The sequence below is a fragment of the Leclercia sp. M-A074-M genome, assembly GCF_965195605.1.
Classification (GTDB): domain Bacteria; phylum Pseudomonadota; class Gammaproteobacteria; order Enterobacterales; family Enterobacteriaceae; genus Enterobacter.
This window is the reverse complement of record NZ_CBDAHM010000003.1, coordinates 501,671-517,447: the sequence shown is the minus strand read 5'-3', so window position 1 is coordinate 517,447 and position 15,777 is coordinate 501,671. Positions and strand designations below refer to the sequence as shown.

Below are 15,777 nucleotides of genomic sequence, written 5' to 3'. Positions count from 1 at the left end.
TTTAGGGAGATTTGATGGCTTACTCAGTACAGAAGTCGCGCCTGGTGAAGGTTGCGGGTGTTTCGCTTGTTATGCTGCTCGCGGCCTGTAGCTCAGATTCACGCTACAAGCGCCAGGTGAGCGGTGACGAATCCTATCTGGATGCTGCGCCGCTTGCTGAACTTCATGCACCTGCTGGCATGATCCTGCCCATTCAGAATGGCGACTACAACATTCCGGTTGCCAACGGTAGCGGCGCGGTAGGCAAAGCGCTTGATATTCGTCCGCCAGCACAGCCTCTGGCGCTGGTAAGCGGGGCGCGTACTCAGTTCACCGGCGATACCGCGACGCTGCAGGTTGAGAGCGCGCGCAATGCCGGGCTGTGGCCGCAGGTGGTGAGCGTACTTCAGTCGAAGAACTACGCGATTACCCAGCGCGACGATGCCAGCCAGACGCTGACGACAGACTGGATCGAATGGAGCCGTCTGGATGAAGACCAGCAGTACCGTGGGCGCTATCAAGTCTCTGTTAAACCTCAGGGTTATCAGCAGGCGGTGGTGGTTAAACTCATCAACCTGGAGCAGGCGGGCAAACCGGTTGCCGACGCGGCATCCATGCAGCGTTACAGCACCGAACTGCTTAACGTGATTGCTGCGGGTCTTGATAAGAGCGCCACCGACGCGGCGAATGCTGCTCAGAACCGTAATGGTGCCACCTTCGACGTGCAGAGCGCTGCCGACGATACCGGTCTGCCAATGCTGGTAGTGCGTGGTCCGTTCAACCAGGTCTGGCAGCGTCTGCCTTCCACCCTTGAGCGTGTCGGCATGAAAGTCACCGACAGCACCCGCTCAACCGGCAGCATGACGCTCACCTACAAACCGCTCTCTGACAGCAGCTGGGAAGAGCTGGGCGTACGCGATCCGGGTCTGGCTTCGGGCGATTACAAACTTCAGGTCGGCGATCTGGATAACCGTAGCAGCCTGCAGTTTATCGATCCGAAAGGCCATACGCTGACCCAGTCGCAGAATGATGCGCTGGTCGCTGTCCTTCAGGCGGCATTCAGCAAGTAAAAAAAAGGGGCTGGTTAATCCAGCCCTTTTAATTTTCGTGCTACGCAAACGTGTGCGTGGCATAATATCTCCAGTTTTGAACACAAATCATCACACCAGGAGTAATGAAGATGCAGAAGCAAGCTGAGTTGTATCGTGGCAAAGCGAAAACCGTATACAGCACCGAAAACCCGGATCTGTTGGTGCTCGAGTTCCGCAATGATACGTCAGCAGGAGATGGCGCGCGCATTGAGCAGTTTGACCGTAAAGGCATGGTGAACAACAAGTTCAACCATTTCATTATGAGCAAGCTCGAAGAGGCGGGTATCCCGACGCAGATGGAAGCGTTACTGTCCGATACAGAGTGTCTGGTGAAGAAGCTGGACATGGTGCCGGTTGAATGTGTCGTCCGTAACCGCGCCGCGGGCTCCCTGGTGAAGCGTCTGGGCATCGAAGAGGGCATGGAGCTGAACCCACCGCTGTTCGACCTGTTCCTGAAAAACGACGCCATGCACGACCCGATGGTCAACGAATCTTACTGCGAAACCTTTGGCTGGGTGAGCAAAGAGAATCTGGCGCGTATGCAGGAGCTGACCTTCAAAGCCAATGACGTGCTGAAGAAGCTCTTTGACGACGCGGGCCTCATTCTGGTCGACTTCAAACTGGAATTCGGATTGTATAAAGGTGAGGTGGTGCTGGGTGATGAATTCTCCCCGGACGGCAGCCGCCTGTGGGACAAAGAGACCCTGGATAAAATGGACAAAGACCGCTTCCGCCAAAGCCTGGGCGGCCTGATTGAAGCGTACGAAGCCGTTGCTCACCGTCTGGGTGTTAAACTCGATTAATCCTGCCCTACCTGCCAGAGGAGCACAGCCTCCTCTGGCATCTCACTCCTGTTTCCTGTGGTAATCTTGCTTCGAAGCGCCTACGATCATACCTGTTATCAAGATGATATTTTTCGAGGTGGGATTATGCGCTGGCAAGGGCGTCGCGAAAGTGACAATGTGGATGACAGACGCAGCAGTAGGGGCCCGTCAATGGGCGGCCCGGGATTTCGCCTGCCGGGAGGCAAGGGCGGCATTATTATTTTGCTGGTGGTCGTGGTGGCGGGCTACTACGGGGTCGACCTGAGCGGGCTGTTAACCGGGCAACCGATTCAGCAACAGCAGCAGGCAACGCGCTCCATCAGCCCGAGCGAAGACGAGGCGGCGAAATTTACGTCGGTCATTCTCGCCACCACGGAAGATACCTGGGGCCAGCTGTTTGAAAAAATGGGCCGTACCTACCAGCAACCGAAGCTGGTGATGTATCGCGGCGCCACCCGCACCGGCTGCGGCACCGGACAATCGGTCATGGGTCCGTTCTACTGTCCTGCTGACTCTACCGTCTATATCGATCTCTCCTTCTACGATGACATGAAACATAAGCTGGGCGCCGACGGCGACTTTGCCCAGGGCTATGTTATCGCCCATGAAGTCGGCCATCACGTGCAAAAACTGCTCGGGATTGAACCTAAAGTGCGTCAGCTGCAGCAGAATGCCAGCGAGAAAGAGGTGAATGCCCTGTCGGTACGCATGGAACTGCAGGCCGACTGCTTTGCCGGCGTCTGGGGTCACAAGATGCAGCAGGAGGGCGTGCTGGAGGCGGGCGATCTGGAAGAGGCCCTCAACGCGGCCCACGCCATTGGCGATGACCGTTTGCAACAGCAAAGTCAGGGCCATGTCGTGCCAGACAGCTTTACGCACGGTACGTCAGAACAGCGCTATAACTGGTTCAAAAAGGGCTTTGACGGCGGCGATCCGGCACAGTGCAATACCTTCGGCAAGGCGCTGTAATTTTCAATGTCAGGGATGAATTTATCAGGCCTGCCTGAACAACTGGCGCGGGAAGGGCACCGGCGGCTGCTGGTGCTGAGCGGGGATGAAACCTGGACGCAGCAGCAGGCGCGGCTGTTGAAAGAGGAGTATCCCGGGGAGTGGCTGTGGATTGGCGCTGATGCCCCGCAGCCGCCATCCTGCGCGCCCCAGGCGCTGCATCGGCTGCTGGGCCGTGAGTTTCTTCACGCTATCTTCGACGCCCGGCACGGCTTCGACGTCTCGGCCTTTGCTGCCGTGGCGGGCACCCTGCGAGCCGGCAGTCTACTGGTTTTACTCACACCCGACCTGACGCATTGGCCAAAGATTCCCGACCAGGATTCGCTGCGCTGGAGCGACAGGCCAGAGCCCATCCCTACGCCGCGCTTTATTGACCGCTTCTGCCGCCACATCCTGGGCGATCCGCAGGTGTTACGCTGGCAGCAGGGCGAGCCTTTTATGCTTACGCCAACGCCACCCGCACCCGACTGGCATCCAGCCAGCGGCGAGCCCCAGAGCGAGCAGGCTGCGATACTGGACCAGCTCATTACCATGCCTGAAGGCGTCGCCGCCGTCACCGCTCCACGCGGGCGCGGCAAGTCGGCGCTGGCGGGCATGCTGTTGCATCGCATTATGGGCAACGCCATTGTCACCGCTCCCGCCAGGGCGGCGACCGACGTCATTGCCCGTTTCGGCGGTGAGCGCTATCGCTTTATGGCCCCTGACGCGCTGCTGGCCCCGGACGAACATGCCGACTGGTTGATCGTTGATGAGGCGGCGGCCATTCCCGGCCCGCTGCTGGAGCGGCTGGTGACGCGCTTCCCCCGGGTCCTGCTTACCACCACGGTGCAGGGCTATGAGGGCACCGGCAGGGGGTTCCTGCTGAAGTTCTGCGCCCGTTTTGCCGGGCTGCGTTACTTCACCCTCTCCACCCCGGTGCGCTGGGCGTCAGGCTGCCCGCTGGAGCGCCTTATCGCCCAGGTGCTGCTGTTTGATGATGAGCCCGACGACAGCATCCCGCTGGGGGAGATCGGCTACGCAACCCTGGAGCAGGAGGCCTGGAACCGCGCCCCTGCGCTCCCGGCGGCGGTCTATAAACTGCTTTGCGCGGCCCACTACCGGACATCCCCCCTCGATCTGCGACGCATGATGGATGCCCCCGGGCAGCATTTTGCCGTCGCCCGGGCAGGGGAGAGCGTCTGCGGCGCGCTGTGGCTGGTGGAGGAGGGAGGCTTAAGCCCGGCGCTCAGCCAGGCGGTATGGGCGGGCTACCGGCGTCCGCGCGGTAATCTGGTGGCGCAATCTTTGGCGGCACACGGGGGCTCGCCCCTGGCGGCAACGCTGAGCGCGAGACGGGTGACCCGCGTAGCCGTTCATCCTGCCCGCCAGCGCGAAGGCATTGGCCGGGCGCTGGTGGCCGCGGCCTGCCAGCAGACGAGCCTCGACTACCTTTCTGTGAGCTTTGGTTACACCGACGCGCTCTGGCGTTTCTGGCAGCGCTGCGGTTTTGTGCTGGTGCGCATGGGGAGCCACCGGGAGGCCAGCAGCGGCTGCTTCACGGCGATGGCACTCCTGCCGCTTAGCCCGGCGGGGCAGGCGCTGTGTCAGCGCGAGCATCAGCGGCTCTGTCGTGATGCCGCAGTGATTGAACGCATGAACGGAGAAAAGATCCCGGTAGAGCCCGCGGGTGAGTCTACCCTTAATGATGATGACTGGCTGGAGCTGGCCGGATTTGCTTTTGCGCATCGCCCCCTCACGGCGTCGTTTGCCAGTCTGACGCGCCTGCTGCGGTCAACGGTTCTGCCCCTGGCAGGCTTGCGGGGCAAAATCGAGCAGGACCGGGACGACGGCGCGCTGAGCCAGAGTCTGGGGCTGAACGGGCGCAAGGCGTTACTGAATTATCTGCGCAGCGAGGCGGGCCAGGCGCTGGCGCAGCTGGACAGTCAGCGCTGTCAGGAGCTGAAGCAGACGGTTTTGCAATGGCAATTTTTTCAATAACTTCATCAGTAAACTGGCATGTTCATTCTGCCTGTCAGGCGTAGAATCCCGCTTACCCATTAAGGAGACTGCCATGAAACATGACCATTTTGTTGTCCAGAGCCCCGCTATGCCAGCCAAACAGCTTTTGCTGCTGTTTCATGGCGTTGGCGACAACCCGGTCAATATGGGGGAGATTGGCCGCTGGTTTGCACCCCTGTTTCCTGACGCGCTTGTGGTGAGCGTGGGCGCTCCGGAGCCTTGCGGCCCGAACGGCCGTCAGTGGTTTTCCGTGCAGGGCGTGACCGAAGAGAGCCGTCAGGAGCGCGTGGATGCCATCATGCCGGCCTTTGTCGAAACGGTGCGTTACTGGCAGCAGCAAAGCGGTGTGAAGGCGGATGCCACGGCGTTGATCGGTTTTTCCCAGGGAGCGATTATGGCGCTGGAGAGCATAAAAGCGGAGCCAGGCCTGGTCTCGCGGGTAATTGCTTTTAATGGCCGCTATGCGACCTTGCCCGGACAGGCGACCACCAGAACCACTATTCATCTGATCCACGGCGGGGACGATCGCGTGATTGAGCTCTCCCATGCGGTTGCTGCCCAGGAGGCGCTGATCCGCGCGGGCGGTGATGTGACGCTGGATATTGTCGACGATCTGGGGCACGCCATTGACGATCGCAGCATGCAGTTTGCGCTGGATCACCTGCGTTTTACCGTGCCGAAACGTTACTTCGATGAAGCGCTCAGCGGCGGCAAGCCCAATGATGACGACATCGTGGAGTTCTTTTAGCGGATAACCCTCTCCCCGCCGGGGGAGAGGGGCAGGCATTACTTCTTCTGGTCTTTCTTCGGCCAGTCGTCTTCATCATCCCACTTGTCGTTAAAGTCACGATGTGGGGGGAGTTCAGGTTTGTTGGCGAGGAATTTCTTATGGTCAACGCGCTTGAGATCCTTGATCACATTCAGCAGTACGCCTACCAGAAAAACCAGTACCAGGATCCACCAGTATTTAGCCAGCCAGTCCATTCGCTTATCCTTCTTTGGGGCAACCGTCAGGCGACAAGTTGCTCCATGATACGTTGATACATACGGGCCAGCAGTTGCAAATCAGCGGCATTCACGCATTCATTGATTTTATGAATCGTGGCATTCACCGGCCCAAGTTCGACCACCTGTGCACCCATGCGGGCAATAAAGCGCCCGTCAGAGGTACCGCCTGTGGTCAGCAGTTGCGGTTTAATTTCATTATAGTGCGCGATGGCGTTAACCACCGCATCCACCAGTTTGCCGCGCCCGGTCAGGAACGGCTGGCCCGAAAGCCACCAGTCGATGCTGTAGCGCAGCTGGTGTTTCTCCAGCAGGGCCACGACGCGGGCTTTGATCATCTCATCCGTCAGCTCGGTGCTGAAGCGGAAGTTGAACTGCACAAACAGATCGCCAGGGATCACGTTGTTGCTGCCGGTACCGGCCTGAATGTTGGCGATCTGCATGCTGGTCGGCGGGAAATATTCATTGCCTTTATCCCACTCAATGCCAACCAGTTCCTCGAGCATCGGCGCGGCGCGGTGCACCGGGTTATCGGCCAGATGCGGATAAGCCACGTGACCCTGGACACCGTGAATGGTCAGGTTGCAGGTGATAGAGCCGCGACGGCCATTTTTCACCACGTCGCCCACCATTTCGGTGCTGGACGGCTCGCCCACCAGGCAGTAATCCAGACGTTCATTACGGGCCATCAGCGTTTCAACCACCTTCACGGTGCCGTTTTTAGCGCTGGCCTCTTCATCAGAGGTGATTAAAAACGCCAGGCGGCCTTTATGGTTCGGGTATTGCGCCACGAAACGTTCGGCGGCAACCACCATCGCTGCCAGCGATCCTTTCATATCTGCCGCGCCACGACCAAAGAGCATGCCGTCGCGGATGGTCGGTTCGAAAGGAGGGTTGATCCAGCGATCGGCATCACCGGCGGGTACCACATCGGTATGTCCGGCAAATGCCAGGGTTTCACCCTGGCCGCGCCAGGCCCAGAAATTTTGCGTGTCGCCAAAATCCATCGGTTCGACGGTAAAACCAATCGCCCGCAGGCGTTCGATCATCAGAGCCTGACAACCCGCATCATCAGGGCTCAGGGAGGGGCGGCGAATAAGCTGCTGAGTCAGCTCAATGACCGGGCATGACATAGACTACACCTCAATAAAATAGGTTTGGTATTGATTTTCGTTGAAACCCAGCAGCATAGGCTTACCGGGCGCCCAGAGCAATGGGCGTTTGATGATTGCGGGCATTTCCACCATTAATGCGGCTGCGCTGTCGGCATTGTTGATGCTGGCCCGCACACTTTCATCCAGTTTGCGCCAGGTGGTGCCGCGCGTGTTGAGCAGCGCCTCCCAGCCGAGCTCAGCAATAAATTTCTGCATCAAATCAGCATCAATACCGTCGGCGCGATAGTCGTGAAAACGGTACTCAATGTTGTTGTGCTCCAGCCAGCGGCGGGCTTTTTTAATGGTGTCGCAATTTTTAATGCCATACAGGGTGATCATGGTGAATCCTTTTGTCTTAAAAGTGGTCAGTTGCTCAGTAATTTCGATGAGTAAACGTTTGTGGAAATATAACACATTTGTTTTATTACCTTATTGAATATTCAGCAGCGTGACAAATTGCACTTAAGTCCTGAATATAATTTCATCTTTATTGCATAGAGCGCTGATAGCCAAAAATGCATTTAAGAACAGCTACAAAGTTATTTTCCCGGCCCTGATTAAGGTTATTTCAAAATATTGCAGTTGGTCACATAAAATTTAACGCGAAGAGCCCATAGTATCTACAAGCCAGTCGTACCAACGGGGGTAGAGCAGTATCACTGATTAAAAACTCTTCACAATGATGATATATTCTCGTAGAATGGCCGATAATAATAAGAGAGGTAGTTATGATTGAACGTGAACTGGGGAACTGGAAAGATTTTATCGAAGGCATGCTTCGTAAATGACATTCAGCAAGTAACGCAAGAGCACTTAATTTTCTAAATAATAAAAGTGTGAAAATTAACACACAAAAAAGGCGGCCGGTAAGGACGCCTTTTTTATTATCAAGATCTTATTTCTGTTTTTCCTTTAACGGAAAACGTCGCCGTACCAGAACAAAGAACAGCGGAACAAAGTAAATGGCGAGAACAGTGGCCGAAATCATCCCGCCCATCACCCCGGTACCCACCGCATGCTGACTGCTGGAGCCCGCGCCAGAGCTGGTGGCCATCGGCAGAACGCCAAACACAAACGCCAGCGAGGTCATCAGGATGGGGCGCAGGCGCTGGCGACAGGCTTCCAGGGTGGCGGCCATCAGCTCCTGACCTTTTTCATTCATCTCGTTGGCGAACTCGACAATCAGAATGGCGTTCTTCGCCGACAGACCGATGACCGTTAACAGCCCTACCTGGAAATAGACATCATTTTCCAGGCCGCGCATCCAGGTGGCGAGCAGGGCGCCGATAACCCCCAGCGGCACCACCAGCATCACCGAGAATGGCACCGACCAGCTCTCATACAGCGCGGCCAGACAGAGGAATACCACCAGCAGCGACAGGGCATACAGCGCCGGAGCCTGGGCTCCCGAGAGGCGTTCCTGATAGGACATGGCGGTCCACTCGAGACCAAATCCGGCAGGCAGCTGCCGCACCAGATTTTCCATCACATCCATCGCGGTTCCGGTACTGACGCCCGGCGCGGCTTCACCGACAATCTCCACCGCGGCGTAGCCGTTGTAGCGCTCCAGGCGCGGCGAGCCCGTCTCCCAGCGCGAGGTGGCAAAGGCCGAGAAGGGCACCATGCCGCCCTCTTTATTGCGCACGTACCACAGGTTGATATCGTCCGGCAACATGCGGTATTTGGCCGCCGCCTGCACGTAGACCTTTTTCACGCGGCCACGATCCATAAAGTCGTTCACGTAGCTCGAACCCCACGCGGTTTGCAGGGTGTCGTTGATATCATCGATGGAGACGCCCAGCGCCTGGGCTTTACGCTGATCGATATCGATCTGCATCTGCGGGCTATCGTCCAGACCGTTGTGACGCACGCGGGTCAGGGAAGGTTCTTCTCCGGCCAGCTCCAGCAGACGGTCGCGGGCGGCCATCAGCGCATCATGTCCGGCCCCGGCGTGATCCTGCAGCTCCATATCAAAGCCCGCCGAACTGCCGAGCCCGCTGATGGCGGGTGGGCTGCTGGCAAAGACCCGCGCCTCTTTAATGCGGCTGAAGGCTTTGGTGGCGCGCTCGATAATGGCAAACGAGCTGCCGGTTGTGGCATCGCGCTCATCCCAGTCTTTCAGACGGACAAACATACGCGCCACGTTCTGTCCGTTCCCGCCCGGGCCGGAGCCGACGGTGGCAAAGACCGACAGCACGTTGTCTTTCTCCTGATTAAAGAAGTACGACTCCACCTGCTGCACTACCTTCAGAGTCTGCTGCTGGGTCGAGCCGCTCGGTAACTGCACGGAGGTAATAAACATGCCCCGGTCTTCAAGCGGCAGGAACGAGGTGGGCAGCCGCAGGAACATGAAAACCATGCCCCCCAGCAGCAGAATGTAGATCAGCATCCAGCGCAGACTGCGATGCAGAACCCGTCCCACACCCGCCTCATAGCGCGCCGCGTTGCGGTTAAACATGCGGTTGAACCAGCCAAAGAAGCCTTTCTGACCGTGGTGTTCACCTTTATGCAGGGGTTTAAGCAGGGTGGCGCACAGCGCCGGAGTGAGGATCATCGCCACCAGCACCGACAGCACCATCGCCGCCACGATGGTGATTGAGAACTGACGGTAGATCGCCCCGGTGGTACCGCCAAAGAAGGCCATCGGCACAAACACTGCCGACAACACCATGGCGATACCCACCAGCGCGCCCTGGATCTGCTTCATCGATTTACGCGTCGCTTCCCGGGGCGAGAGTCCCTCTTCGCTCATGATACGTTCAACGTTCTCCACCACCACGATGGCATCATCCACCAGCAGGCCTATCGCCAGCACCATCGCAAACATGGTAAGGGTGTTGATGCTGTAGCCAAAGGCGTAGAGCACCGTGAAGGTGCCCATCAACACTACCGGAACGGCGATGGTGGGGATTAATGTTGCGCGGAAGTTTTGCAGGAACAGGTACATGACTAAAAACACCAGCGCGATGGCTTCGAGCAGGGTTTTCACCACATCCTCAATAGAAGCCTTCACGAACGAGGTGGTCTCGTAGGCGATTTTGTACTCCAGCCCGTGCGGGAAGTAGTGCGACAGCTCGTCGAGACGGTCGATAACCCGTTCTGCGGTGGCCATCTCGTTGGCGCCGGAAGCCAGCTTAACCCCCAGCCCGGAGGCCGCCTTGCCGTTAAAGCGGCTCAGGTAATCATACTTCTCGGCCCCCATCTCCACGGTGGCGACATCCCCCAGGCGCACCTCGGAGCCATCCTGATTGACACGCAGGGTGATGTCGCGGAACTGCTGGGGCGTTTGCAACAGCGACTGGGAGTTAATGGTGGCATTCAGTGCCTGTTTATCCACGGACGGCGTGCCCCCCAACTGACCCACCGCAATCTGGGCGTTCTGCGATTCAATGGCGTCGGTGACATCTTTCGCGGTCATCTGGAAGCTGTTGAGCTTCGCCGGGTCGAGCCAGATGCGCATGGAGTACTGCGACCCGTAGGCGTCGATATCCCCCACGCCGTTGATACGGCTCAGCGGATCCTGAATATTACTGGCGACATAGTCGGCGATATCCTGCTTATCCATTGAACCGTCAGTGGAGACAAAGGCGATGGTCAGGATGTTGGTATCGCCGGTTTTACGCACCGTCACGCCCTGGTTTTGCACCGCCTGCGGCAGCTTACGCAAGGCTGACTGAAGCTGGTTTTGCACCTGCTGCACCGCTTCATCCGGGTCGGCGCCCGCGGTAAAGCTGAGCGTTATCGACGCCTGGCCGGTGGCGCTGCTCTGGGAGGACATGTACATCAGGTTGTCGAGGCCCGTCATATTCTGTTCAATCACCTGGGTAACGGTGTTCTCCAGAGTTTGTGCGGATGCCCCCGGATAGTTAGCCGTGATCCGCACGTTAGGTGGGGCCAGATCCGGGTACTGCTCAACAGGGAGAGAAAAAATAGCCAGCGTGCCGGTCAGGCACAATAAAATTGCCAGCACCCAGGCAAAAATGGGGCGATCGATGAAAAAATTCGCCATTAAAATAGGACCTCGTTTTGCTGCGCGTCGTCATTGTAGATAGCCCGCTTCACTCTAGCGGCAAGGGGGATGTCAAACGTGGAGAAATAAAGGAGATAATGTAAATTATCATGCGCTTTTTCCGCGCCATCGCCCTGGTGCAGCGGTGAGTATTGTTCATCTGCGTGGCTGACAGGCGATCCCCCGCCTGTTTTTACCGTTATTTACCCTCGGTTGCGGTCGAAGAACAAAAGCGCACGCTGACCTGGGTACCGCCAGCTGGCGGCTGTGAGAAGCTCAGGGTTCCCCCCAGCCGGTCGGCACGTTCACGCATAATGTTCAGACCGTAGTGGCCCGGAGGTTCGCTGGCATCACCAATGCCGATGCCGTTGTCGCAAATTGTCACCGTGTGCTTGCCATCCGGGGCGGTGATACAGCAGACCGTGATGTCGCTGGCCTGCGCATGCTTGATGGCGTTCAGTACCGCCTCCCGGACAATCTGCAACAGGTGGACCTGCATCTGTGCATCCAGCGCCAGAGACGAAAGCTGGCAGTCGAGAGTCAGCCGCGCAGCGGTCTGTTTTTGTAAGTCATTCAGCATCTCCTGCAACGCAGCCGGCAGATTGGCCTGGTTCAGCGTCAGGCGGAAGGTGGTAAGCAGCTCGCGCAGCTGGCGGTAGGCGGCATTCAGCGCCTGGGAAAAATCGGTAATGATCCCCTGCGCCGTTTCGTTTTCTTCCGGCACCGCATGTTTGAGCAGCGTCAGCTGGATCCGCAGATAAGAGAGCACCTGCGCCAGCGAATCATGCAGTTCGCGAGCAATAGTGGCGCGCTCCTCCATCAACAGCAGCTGGTGATAGTGCTTCTGCGCCTGGTTGGAAAAGAGGCCGCGGCCAAGCATCGTCGCCACGCTTTTCATCAGCGGCATCGGGACGGGGCGCTGCGCGCTTTGCCAGCGCAGCTCACCGAAGCGGGTCTCCATCATCACTACCGGCAGCACCTGGGTGTCGAGATGCAGTGCGGCTTCACCCTCCTGCATCTGCCAGCCGTCGCTGGTGTGCAGGGCCAGATACGTGATCCCGGTATATTCGCAGACAATATGCAGGATGTGGCGGAAGCAGTGACTGTCAATCTTGTCGGTGTTCAACGCCTGGGAGCAGGTAAACAGCATCTCCAGCTGCTGGTGGGCTTCGTGCAGGTGATGCGTCTTCTCTTCAACCGAAATCTCCAGCGAGCGGTACAGGGTGTGCAGCTCCGCCGACATATGGTTAAAGGTGCGGGAGAGCAGGCCAAGCTCATTGGAGAGATCGGTATTCGGCACCGGGGTATCAAAATGACCTTGTTCAATGCGCAGACTGGAGGTGACCAGGTGATTGAGCGGGGCGACAACCTGCTGGCGGATGCGGCGGAGGGTGACAAACACCAGCAGAAAAATACTGGCCCCACCGGCAAAGGAGATGGCGAAGACCAGGGTGATCTTACGTTCGGCATAGTGCTGCAGGGAGAGGACAAAGGCGTCGATACGCGCCACATACTCGTCCATCTGCGCCTGATACCAGGCGTAATCACCCTGAGCGAGTTTCTGATCCACCGCCTGCCACCGGATCTGCAGCTGGCGATAGCGCTGCTTAACCTCGTCCGGGACATACCAGCTGTTCAGGGTTTGCAGGGCAGGGGCGTCCAGGGTTTGTTGCCAGATCCGGCGATGAGGAACCAGGTCGACGCTGCCCCGCTGAATGTCGTAACCCAGGCGATAGCTCTGCATCCGTAACGAACCGGCCAGGTTGATGGCTTCAGCATCACGCTGGCCGCTGGCGAGCGTAAACAGCGCAATCGCGCTGGTCAGCAGCGACAGGGCAATGATGGAGAAAAAGGCCCGGGCAAGGCTGCGTGAAACAGGTTGTTTAACTCTCACCGGTCGCGTCCTGATAAGCATTTGTGCAAGGGAATGAAACGTAATTTCACCCGCGCTGAAATAAATTGATCTGATACAGGTTCAGGCGAAATATTTTCCGTTCCTGGGCAAATGAACATTGCCTGTTACCGTTGCGGTGGGTAAATACACTATTCCGTTAAAAGAATAAGGTTATCAGGGCCAGCAAGGGAACCGTCATGAACCGTTTTATTATGGCAAATAGCCAGCAATGTATTGGATGCTATGCCTGCGAGGTCGCTTGCGTCATGGCACATAATAATGAGCAGCATGTCCTCAGCCAGCGCCATTTTACCCCGCGCATCACCGTGGTCAAAGAGGGCAATAAACAGAGCGCCGTAACCTGCCACCACTGTAAAAACGCCCCCTGCGTCCAGAGCTGCCCGAACGGGGCTATCAGCCGCATGCATGACAGTGTACAGGTGGAGCAGCACAAATGTATCGGCTGTAAAGCCTGTGTGGTTGCCTGCCCGTTTGGCACCATCGAGATTGTCACCACACCGCTGGCGGCTACCGCCCAGAAGTGCGATCTCTGCCTTGAGCGCCCGCAGGGGCCCGCCTGTGTGGCGAACTGCCCGGCGGATGCCCTGTCGCTGGTGACCCCCGATAACCTGAACCAGCTGGCCCGCGCCCGGCAAATGCGCACGGCGCGCCATGAGGCCCAGCCGTGGCAGACCCGGGCGGCGAGCGTGACCAGAACAGGTAGCAAACGCGAGCAGCTGGCAGCTACGCCTGCGCGCGGGGAGCCAGATAAGCTCTCCCCTGAGGCGCGGGCGGGTAATTTCAACGAAATCTATCTGCCGTTCCGTCCGGCGCAGGCGAAGCGGGAAGCCGACCGCTGCCTTACCTGCGGCGAGCACTCGGTGTGCGAATGGACCTGTCCGCTGCACAATCATATCCCCCAGTGGATCGAACGGGTGAAAGCGGGGGATATCGCTGGGGCGGTCGAGCTCTCTCACCAGACCAACTGCCTGCCGGAAGTAACAGGCCGGGTCTGCCCGCAGGACAAACTGTGCGAAGGCGCCTGCACGGTGCGCGACGTGGCCGGGTCGGTGACCATTGGCAACATCGAACGCTATATCTCCGACCAGGCGCTGGCGAAAGGCTGGCGACCGGACCTGAGCCACGTTACGCCGGTCAATAAGCAGGTGGCCATCATCGGCGCTGGGCCCGCCGGGCTGGCGTGCGCTGACGCGTTGATCCGTCGCGGCGTCAGCGTCACGGTCTTTGACCGCCACCCGGAAATCGGCGGCCTGCTCACCTTCGGTATTCCGGCCTTTAAGCTGGATAAATCCCTGCTGGCCCGCCGTCGGGAGATCTTCACCGCCATGGGCATCCGCTTCGAACTGAACTGCGAGGTGGGTAAAGATATCCCGCTGGCGCAGCTGCTCAGCGAGTACGATGCCCTCTTTGTTGGGGTGGGGACCTATCGCTCAATGAAAGCGGGTATTCCCAACGAAGATGCGCCGGGCGTTTACGATGCGCTGCCGTTCCTGGTGGGCAACACCCGTCAGCTGATGGGGCTGCCGCCGTCGGTGGAAGAGCCCTTTGTCGATACCGCCGGACTCAACGTCGTGGTGCTGGGCGGCGGCGATACGGCGATGGACTGTGTGCGCACCGCCCTGCGCCACGGAGCGGCGAATGTCACCTGCGCCTATCGCCGGGATGAGGCCAATATGCCGGGCTCGAAAAAAGAGGTTAAAAACGCCAGAGAAGAGGGCGCGACCTTTGAGTTTAACGTCCAGCCGGTGGAGCTCACCCTCGATGACGCCGGGCGGGTCAACGGCATCCGCCTGCTGCGCACCCGGCTGGGTGAGCCGGATGCGCAGGGACGCCGTCGCCCGGAGCCCATCGAGGGAAGCGAGTTTGTGATGCCTGCCGGGGCGGTGATTATGGCCTTTGGCTTTAACCCGCATGCGATGCCCTGGCTACAGGCGCAGGGGGTTGAGGTGGATGACTGGGGCAGGATTGCGGCAAGCGTGGAATCGCGCTATCGCTACCAGACCAGCAACCCGCAGATATTTGCCGGTGGCGACGCGGTGCGGGGGGCCGATCTGGTGGTAACGGCGATGGCGGAAGGGCGACACGCCGCCCTGGGGATCGCCGACTGGCTTGGGGTCGCTTCTCCCACCGAACATTAACCCGACGGGCGACAAGGCGGGCTTCGCAGCGTAGTATGGCCAGTATTGAGCGCAACGGAGCCCGTATTACCGTGAAAATTGAATTAATTAAAGACAAGTGCCTTTCGGATAACTATTTCATCCTGCGCAACCTGACCTACGATCTGACGCGGCGTAACGGTGAGGTGGTGCGCCACAAACGCGAAGTTTACGATCGGGGCAACGGTGCCACGGTCCTGCTTTACAACCGTGAGAAGCAGAGCGTGGTGTTGATTCGCCAGTTCCGCATTGCCACCTGGGTGAATGGCAACCCCGACGGGCGCCTGATTGAAACCTGTGCCGGACTGCTGGATAACGATGAGCCGGAAGTGTGCATTCGCAAAGAGGCGATTGAAGAGACCGGCTTTGTCGTCGGCGAGGCACGCAAAGTTTTTGAGCTCTATATGTCTCCGGGCGGCGTAACGGAAATCGTCCATTTCTTCGTGGCGGAATACAGCGACGCCCGGCGCGCCGGAGAGGGCGGGGGCATCGAAGATGAGGAGATCGAGGTGCTGGAGCTGCCCTTTGCTCAGGCATTATCGATGATACAATCGGGTGAAATACGAGACGGCAAAACGGTGATATTATTACAGTATTTGCAAAGTTCCGGGTTAATGGCTTGATCTTGTTGCCGTTAA

General features: G+C 58.4%; 13 protein-coding genes. 8 read left to right on the top strand and 5 right to left on the bottom strand.

Annotated features, from left to right (window positions below; translation table 11 throughout):
• The first annotated feature begins 14 nt into the window (after positions 1-14).
• The 5 genes from bamC (at position 15) to ypfH (ending at position 5,648) form a co-directional block, all read left to right on the top strand.
• Positions 15-1,049 carry an outer membrane protein assembly factor BamC gene (bamC, locus tag ACOKCT_RS09095; protein ID WP_103180678.1) on the top strand — a complete coding sequence of 345 codons (1,035 nt, stop codon included), beginning with the start codon at positions 15-17 and terminating at the stop codon, positions 1,047-1,049.
• A 110-nt stretch (positions 1,050-1,159) separates the two neighbouring features.
• Entirely contained in the window at positions 1,160-1,873 is a 714-nt protein-coding gene (gene purC / locus ACOKCT_RS09090; RefSeq protein WP_103180677.1) for a phosphoribosylaminoimidazolesuccinocarboxamide synthase, read from the top strand.
• Between the two features lie 126 nt (positions 1,874-1,999).
• Positions 2,000-2,863 carry a neutral zinc metallopeptidase gene (locus ACOKCT_RS09085; protein ID WP_156655015.1) on the top strand — a complete coding sequence of 288 codons (864 nt, stop codon included), beginning with the start codon at positions 2,000-2,002 and terminating at the stop codon, positions 2,861-2,863.
• Positions 2,864-2,878: 15 nt separating this feature from the next.
• Positions 2,879-4,879, top strand: a complete 2,001-nt coding sequence (locus tag ACOKCT_RS09080; protein WP_409201140.1) for a tRNA(Met) cytidine acetyltransferase TmcA — start codon at positions 2,879-2,881, stop codon at positions 4,877-4,879.
• Between the two features lie 73 nt (positions 4,880-4,952).
• The gene (gene ypfH, locus ACOKCT_RS09075) at positions 4,953-5,648 is read left to right on the top strand and encodes an esterase (RefSeq protein ID WP_103180674.1); all 696 of its coding nucleotides are present in this window, start codon (positions 4,953-4,955) and stop codon (positions 5,646-5,648) included.
• A 38-nt stretch (positions 5,649-5,686) separates the two neighbouring features.
• On the opposite strand, the gene ACOKCT_RS09070 is transcribed toward ypfH, so the two are convergent.
• Genes ACOKCT_RS09070 through ACOKCT_RS09060 form a run of 3 tightly spaced genes read right to left on the bottom strand, consistent with a single transcriptional unit; the run spans position 5,687 to position 7,398 of the window.
• Positions 5,687-5,884, bottom strand: coding sequence for a YpfN family protein (locus ACOKCT_RS09070; protein ID WP_039029679.1), 198 nt, complete (start codon positions 5,882-5,884; stop codon positions 5,687-5,689).
• A gap of 26 nt (positions 5,885-5,910) precedes the next feature.
• Positions 5,911-7,038 carry a succinyl-diaminopimelate desuccinylase gene (dapE, locus tag ACOKCT_RS09065; protein ID WP_156655013.1) on the bottom strand — a complete coding sequence of 376 codons (1,128 nt, stop codon included), beginning with the start codon at positions 7,036-7,038 and terminating at the stop codon, positions 5,911-5,913.
• Positions 7,039-7,041: 3 nt separating this feature from the next.
• A complete protein-coding gene (locus tag ACOKCT_RS09060) occupies positions 7,042-7,398 on the bottom strand; it encodes an ArsC family reductase (RefSeq protein WP_103180672.1) in 357 nt (118 codons plus the stop codon).
• A 389-nt stretch (positions 7,399-7,787) separates the two neighbouring features.
• Here ACOKCT_RS09060 and ypfM point away from each other — a divergent pair, with 389 nt between their 5' ends.
• Entirely contained in the window at positions 7,788-7,847 is a 60-nt protein-coding gene (gene ypfM / locus ACOKCT_RS09055) for a protein YpfM (protein WP_015572204.1), read from the top strand.
• A 107-nt stretch (positions 7,848-7,954) separates the two neighbouring features.
• Here the strand turns inward: ypfM and acrD are convergent, their stop codons facing one another.
• Positions 7,955-11,068, bottom strand: coding sequence for a multidrug efflux RND transporter permease AcrD (gene acrD, locus ACOKCT_RS09050; RefSeq protein WP_325940724.1), 3,114 nt, complete (start codon positions 11,066-11,068; stop codon positions 7,955-7,957).
• Positions 11,069-11,267: 199 nt separating this feature from the next.
• A complete protein-coding gene (gene narQ, locus ACOKCT_RS09045) occupies positions 11,268-12,962 on the bottom strand; it encodes a nitrate/nitrite two-component system sensor histidine kinase NarQ (RefSeq protein WP_420193389.1) in 1,695 nt (564 codons plus the stop codon).
• Positions 12,963-13,159: 197 nt separating this feature from the next.
• Between narQ and aegA the strand changes: the two genes are divergently transcribed.
• Together aegA and nudK are read left to right on the top strand one after the other, a co-directional pair.
• Positions 13,160-15,121, top strand: a complete 1,962-nt coding sequence (aegA, locus tag ACOKCT_RS09040) for a formate-dependent uric acid utilization protein AegA (protein WP_420193388.1) — start codon at positions 13,160-13,162, stop codon at positions 15,119-15,121.
• 65 nt (positions 15,122-15,186) lie between these two features.
• Positions 15,187-15,762, top strand: a complete 576-nt coding sequence (nudK, locus tag ACOKCT_RS09035; RefSeq protein ID WP_103181120.1) for a GDP-mannose pyrophosphatase NudK — start codon at positions 15,187-15,189, stop codon at positions 15,760-15,762.
• The last annotated feature ends 15 nt before the right edge of the window (positions 15,763-15,777 follow it).

What these genes read in the sequence shown, in the direction of transcription:
- ACOKCT_RS09060 (WP_103180672.1), bottom strand. Translation starts at nt 7,398, where the DNA reads ATGATCACCCTGTATGGCATTAAAAATTGCGACACCATTAAAAAAGCC.
- aegA (WP_420193388.1), top strand. Translation starts at nt 13,160, where the DNA reads ATGAACCGTTTTATTATGGCAAATAGCCAGCAATGTATTGGATGCTAT.
- acrD (WP_325940724.1), bottom strand. Translation starts at nt 11,068, where the DNA reads ATGGCGAATTTTTTCATCGATCGCCCCATTTTTGCCTGGGTGCTGGCA.
- dapE (WP_156655013.1), bottom strand. Translation starts at nt 7,038, where the DNA reads ATGTCATGCCCGGTCATTGAGCTGACTCAGCAGCTTATTCGCCGCCCC.
- bamC (WP_103180678.1), top strand. Translation starts at nt 15, where the DNA reads ATGGCTTACTCAGTACAGAAGTCGCGCCTGGTGAAGGTTGCGGGTGTT.
- ACOKCT_RS09085 (WP_156655015.1), top strand. Translation starts at nt 2,000, where the DNA reads ATGCGCTGGCAAGGGCGTCGCGAAAGTGACAATGTGGATGACAGACGC.
- purC (WP_103180677.1), top strand. Translation starts at nt 1,160, where the DNA reads ATGCAGAAGCAAGCTGAGTTGTATCGTGGCAAAGCGAAAACCGTATAC.
- ACOKCT_RS09080 (WP_409201140.1), top strand. Translation starts at nt 2,879, where the DNA reads ATGAATTTATCAGGCCTGCCTGAACAACTGGCGCGGGAAGGGCACCGG.
- ACOKCT_RS09070 (WP_039029679.1), bottom strand. Translation starts at nt 5,884, where the DNA reads ATGGACTGGCTGGCTAAATACTGGTGGATCCTGGTACTGGTTTTTCTG.
- ypfH (WP_103180674.1), top strand. Translation starts at nt 4,953, where the DNA reads ATGAAACATGACCATTTTGTTGTCCAGAGCCCCGCTATGCCAGCCAAA.